Raw genomic sequence first — 5,590 nt, 5'->3', positions numbered from 1 at the left:
GGCCGCCCGCGCCACCGTCTCGCCGGGCGCGGGCCGCTCCGGCAGCAGCCGCGCCCGCCCGCCCGCTCCGTACCACCTCATGCCCAGCCTCCCTGCTTGCGACGGGTCCTGCGCAGCAGCCAGAAGAAGAACGGGCTGCCGAAGAGCGCCGTCAGCACCCCGAGCGGCAACTCCGCCGGAGCCGCGACGGTCCGGGCCGCGAGGTCCGCGCCCACGAGCACGAGCCCCCCGCCCAGCGCGCTCGCCGGGACGAGGAAGCGGTGCCCCGGGCCCGCCACCATGCGCAGCAGGTGCGGCACGAGCAGCCCCACGAACGAGATGATCCCCGAGACCGCGACGGCGGCGGCGGTCAGCAGCGCCACGACGAGCACGAGGACGAGCCGCAAGCGCTCCACGTCCACGCCCAGGTGGCGCGCCGGGCGTTCACCGAGTGCGAGCAGGTCGAGCTTGCGCGCGTACAGCGGCGCCACCGCGAGCCCGGCGAGCGCGCACGGCAGCACGGCGAGGACCTTCGGCCACGTGGCCTGCGCGAGGGAACCGAGCTGCCAGAAGGTGATCTGCGAGACCTGCGCGTTGTCCGCGAAGAAGACGAACAGGCCGATGAGCGCGCCAGCGAAGGCGTTGACGGCGATCCCCGTGAGGATCAGCGTCACCACCTCGGTGCGCCCGCCGGAGCGCGACAGCGCGTACACGAGCAGGACCGTCGCGAGCCCCGCCACGAACGCGAAGACCGAGACCGTCCAGTTCCCGAGGAAGTCGATGCCGAGCGCGATCGAGGCGACCGCGCCGACCGCCGCGCCCGAGGAGATCCCGATGACGCCGGGTTCCGCGAGCGGATTGCCGAACACGCCCTGCATGAGCGCGCCCGCGCAGCCCAGCGAGGCCCCGACGAGCAGCGCGAGCACGACCCGGGGAAGCCGCACGTTCCACAGCACGCTCTCGCCGACCCGGTCGAGCGCGTGCCCGCCGACGCCCACCTTGTGCGCCAGCGAGGCGAGGAGGTCGCCGAGCGGGATGTGGTAGGCGCCGACGCTCGCGGAGACGAGGCACAGGGCGACGAGCGCGAGGACGAGAGCGGGGGTGAGGACGCGGGTGACGGGGCGGGGGGCCTCGGGGGCGGGGGCTCCGGGTGAGGGCTCGGCCCTCTCGCGTACGGGCGCCTCGTCGGCCCGTACCGCCACGTCGGCCGGTACCGCCTCGTCGGCCCGCACCGTCTCGCGGGCCGTCATCCCCTGCCGCCCGTAACGGACTTGCCGCCCTTGCCGCTCGCGGACCCGCCGCTCCCGGACGTGCCGTAGAGCTGGTCCACAAGTGTCGCCAGGACCTCGTCCGTGCGCGGGCCGTAGTTCAGGAGGACGCCGTCGTCGACGGAGACGACGCGGCGGTCGAGACCGGCGGGGGTCTCGGCGACGCCGGGGATCTTCAGGAGCCCGTCGACGCCGCCGACCGAGTCGAGTCCCTTGCTCATGACGAGGATCGCGTCGGGCGCCGCCTTCGCGAGGGCCTCGCTTGTGATCGCCGTGAAGTCCTTGCGCAGCCCGGACTCCTTGCCCGCGTCCACCGCGCCGGCCGCCTCCAGGAGCGAACTCGCCCCGGACTCCGCGCCGCCGAGGAGGTACACGGACGCCGTGCCGCGCAGGTAGAGGAAGGCGACGCGGGGGTGGTCGGCGTGCGCGGGGATCTTCTTCCGCTCGGCGGCGAGGCGTGCGTCGGTGCGCCGGGCGAGCGCGTCGCCCGCGTCCGGGACGCCGAGGGTGCGCGCGACGGCGTGGATGCGCGTGTCGACGTCGTCGAGGCTCTTCGCCGGGTCGAGGATCACGAGCGGGACGCCCGCGTCGCGGATCTGCTCGATCGCCTCGGCGGGCCCCGTCGTGGACTCGGCGAGGACGAGCGTCGGGTGCAGCGAGAGGACGTTCTCGGCCGAGACGTCGTGCGCGCGGGTCACGAGCGGCAGCTTCCTCGCCTGCTCGAAGGTCGCCGTGACGTCCTTCGCCACGACGTGGTCGCCGAGCCCGAGACTGAAGACGAGTTCGCTGAGGCTCCCGGTCAGGGGCACGATCCGCGAGACGTCCCGCACGGTGACGGTGTGCCCGTCCGCCGACTCGACCCGCGCGGGCAGCCGCGGTGAGGGCTTCCCCGCGAGCGGTTCCACGCGGTCGCGGTGCGCGGCGGGGCTCGCCGACGTCTTGGGGGCGCCACCGTCCCCCGTACCGCCGGAGCCGGACCCCGCGCCCGCGTCCGTGCCGCAGGCCGCGACGGCGAGTACGGCGAGCAGTGCGGCGCCGAGCCGGAAGCGGGCCGTGAGCGAGGGCCGTCTCGCGGCCGTGGACGACGGCCTCCGTTGCGTGCGCACCCGATCAACCATCCTGTCGTGCTGGGTTCTTGCTGGATTCGTGCTGCTTTGTGGGGAACTGGGGGGTTCCCGGGACCACCTCATTTAGATTAGGTTAGCCTTACCTCATTGACCAGGGCTTTGCCGGGTTGACCCGTCTTTTCCGTTCGCCCCCACCCGTCGTCCCTCCCTGAAGGTGTCCATGAAGCACGCCTCGCGCCGCCGCCCGGCACGAACCGGGGCCTTCGCCCTGCTGCTCGCCCTCCCGCTCGCCCTGCTCCCGCTCGGCCAGGCGCAGGCCGCCGCGCGCACGGTGAGCGGCGGCCGGCTCGACTGGGGCATCAAGTCCTCGTTCCAGAGCTACGTCACCGGCCCCATCGCGCACGGCAGTTGGAGTCTGAGCGGCGGCGTCGGCACGGTCGGCGGCAGCCAGTTCCGCTTCCCGTCCGCGACCGGGACGTACCACCCGGACAGCGGCGCGCTGCGCACGAGCTTCGCGGGCGGGGTGCGCTTCGTCGGGCACAAGAAGGGCGCCTCGTACGAACTCGACCTCACCATCAGCCGCCCCACCGTCCGCGTCGCGAACGGCGCGGGCACGCTCTACGCCGACATGCGCAGCAAGGCGAAGGGCAGCGGGCAGTGGAGCGACCGCGCCCAGGTCCCGCTGGCCACCCTGGACCTCGGCGGCATCAGCACCAAGGGCGGCGGCACCCCGATCGGCCTCGCCGACGTGCCCGCGACGCTCACCGCGCAGGGCGCGAGCGCCTTCGCCGGCTACTACACGGCGGGCACCGCGCTCGACCCCGTCACCCTTTCCGTCGATGTCCTCGCGGCGGCCAAGTCCCCTGCCCCGCCGAAGAGTCCGAGCCCGTCGAAGAGCCCAGCGAAGCAGCCCGCGACGAAGGCCCGCATCGAGGACGCCGCGCTCGACTGGGGCGTGCGCCGCACGTGGCGCGAGTACGTGACGGGACCCGTCGCCGAGGGCGGGTGGACGCTCAAGGACGGCGCGCGGGACGGCGGCGCGCTCTTCCGCTTCCCGCGCGGCTCGGGCACGTACGAGGCGAGGAACAGCCGTCTCGACGTGGACTTCACCGGCACGCTCCGTTTCACCGGCGCCCACGACCTCGACCTGAGCCTCGCCGCGCCGCACGTGCGGGTGCGCGAGGGCAGGGGCACGCTCAGCGCGGGGGTGGCCCAGGGCGGCGCGAAGGCGCGTACCCGCACGCTCGTCACCTTCGACGCGAAGAAGCTGAAGAACGACGACGGCCTGGTCCGGCTCACCGAGGCCCCCGCCCGGCTCACCGCCGAGGGCGCCGAGGTCTTCGGCGGCGTCTACCAGGCGGGCACCGCGATGGACCCCGTCTCGCTCGCCGTCGCCCTCGACGACACCGCCGAACTCCCCGCCCTGCCCGACATCGGCTCCGGCGCCTCCACGGCGCCGAAGGCCGCCGGGACCAGCCCTTCTCCGACGGCGAGCCCCGCCGCGACCACCACCGCTTCCGCCTCCGGCCCGGGTGACGGCACGTCGGCGCTGCCGTACGTGCTCGGCGCCGGGGCCCTCGTCCTGCTCGCCGGGGCGGGTACGGCCTACGGGCTCAGGCGGCGCGCGGCGCGCGGGGACGCCACCGGGGGGACGAACCCGGGCGCGTGACCGGACCCCGCACGTGCCCCCACCCCCACCACCCACCACCCGCCCCGCACCCCGGGGCGGTCCACCCGAGGAGCAGCAAGCCACCATGGCAGTCACCAGACGCCGCAAGACCACCGTCCTGGCCGCGGGCATCGCCACCGCGGCGGCGCTCGGCACCGGCGCCCTCACCCTGCCCACCGCCTCCGCCGCCCCCCGGGGAGCCGGGGCACCGACCCTCGCCCTCAAGGACGGCACGCTCGACTGGGGCGTGAAGGAGTCCTTCCGCAAGTACCTGCTCTCGCCCATCGCGAACGGCGAGATCACCCCCGGCGACGGCGCCACGCAGGCCAGTGGCAACGGCCCCTTCACCTTCACGGGCGGCACGGGCACGTACGACACCGGCACCCACGGCACGCACACCGCCTTCCGCGGCAGCGTGCGCTTCGAGGGCCACGAGGGCGTCCTCGACATCAAGCTGAGCGACCTCCAGGTCACGACGACCACGACCGGCGGCGGCATCTCCGCCGACGTCACGACGGTCGCGGACGGCAAGGCGACGACCGATCAGGACGTCGTCATCGCCGACCTGAGCCTTGACGGCATCCGGCCCGGCACGGGCGCGGGCGGCGCGATGGTCTTCAAGGACATCCCCGCCACGCTCACCGCCGACGGCGCGAAGGCGTTCCAGGGCTTCTACCAGGCAGGCGCCGCGCTCGACGCCGCGACCCTGACGGTGACCGCGGACAGCTCCAAGCCCTCGGAGGAGCCCACGACGGACCCGACGGACGAGCCCTCCGGCGAACCGACGGACGAGCCCACCGGCACGCCCACGGACGAGCCGAGCGGTAAGCCGTCGAACGAGCCGAGCGGCAAGCCTTCGGAGGAACCGAGCGGCGAACCCACGGCCGAGCCGAGTGACGAGCCCGGTGACGAGCCCGGCGAGACCCCCGCCGCCCCCGGCGCCGTCGCCAAGGGCGCCCTGACCTGGGGCCTCAAGGAGTCGTGGCGCTCGTACATCGCGACGGGCGGTGGCAGCGAGGTCTCCGGCGGCGCGAAGAAGAGCGGCGAGGTCTTCACCTTCCCGTACGCCTCCGGCACCGCCGACGCGGACGCGAAGAAGACCGACGTGGCCTTCGGCGGCGGCGTGCGCTTCACATACAAGGCGCACGGCATCGACATGAAGTTCAGCGACGTCAAGGTCGTCACGAGCGGCACCAAGGGCACCCTCACGCTCGACGTGACGACGCCCCAGGGCACGAAGGACGACGTCGACTTCGCGAAGCTCGACCTCTCCTCGGCCTCCTACGCGGTCAAGAACGACGTCCTGACGCTGGGGCAGATCCCGGCGACCTTCACGGCCGCCGGCGCCGCGGCCTTCGCCAACGACACCACCGGCTCGCCCTACAAGGCCGGCGACGCCCTCGACCCGGTCACCGTCAGCCTCGCCCTGAGCGACGACGCCGACCTCCCGGCCGCGGGCGCGGGAACGGGCGGCGGCGGCGCGGGCAACGGCACCGGCTTCGGCACCGGCTCGGGCGGTACGGGTTCCGGCGCGAGCGGTTCGGGGTTCGGCACGGACGGCGCCACCGGCTCCCTCGCCTCGACCGGCGCGGGCCTGCCCACCGGCC

4 protein-coding genes are annotated in these 5,590 nt (G+C 74.3%); 2 read left to right on the top strand and 2 right to left on the bottom strand.

The annotated features are described in order from the left end of the window. Positions 1 to 77: 77 nt before the first annotated feature. Both G3I42_RS06010 and G3I42_RS06005 read right to left on the bottom strand, forming a co-directional pair. Entirely contained in the window at positions 78 to 1,229 is a 1,152-nt protein-coding gene (locus G3I42_RS06010; protein WP_164283074.1) for an iron ABC transporter permease, read from the bottom strand. Then, positions 1,226 to 2,353: an ABC transporter substrate-binding protein gene (locus tag G3I42_RS06005; protein ID WP_164283072.1), complete on the bottom strand. Its 1,128-nt coding sequence runs from the start codon at positions 2,351 to 2,353 to the stop codon at positions 1,226 to 1,228. Before G3I42_RS06005 ends, G3I42_RS06010 begins: the two co-directional genes overlap by 4 nt. 181 nt (positions 2,354 to 2,534) lie before the next feature. Between G3I42_RS06005 and G3I42_RS06000 the strand changes: the two genes are divergently transcribed. Then, positions 2,535 to 3,983 (top strand): HtaA domain-containing protein, encoded by a 1,449-nt coding sequence (locus tag G3I42_RS06000; RefSeq protein WP_164283070.1) that lies wholly within the window; start codon positions 2,535 to 2,537, stop codon positions 3,981 to 3,983. An 85-nt stretch (positions 3,984 to 4,068) separates the two neighbouring features. Next, on the top strand, positions 4,069 to 5,590 hold a 1,522-nt coding region (locus tag G3I42_RS05995; RefSeq protein ID WP_164283068.1), incomplete at its 3' end, for an HtaA domain-containing protein.

This window comes from Streptomyces sp. SID11385, assembly GCF_010548245.1.
Taxonomy (GTDB): domain Bacteria; phylum Actinomycetota; class Actinomycetes; order Streptomycetales; family Streptomycetaceae; genus Streptomyces.
The sequence above is the reverse complement of the archived record's forward strand: the minus strand, read 5'-3'. Positions and strand labels throughout refer to the sequence as shown.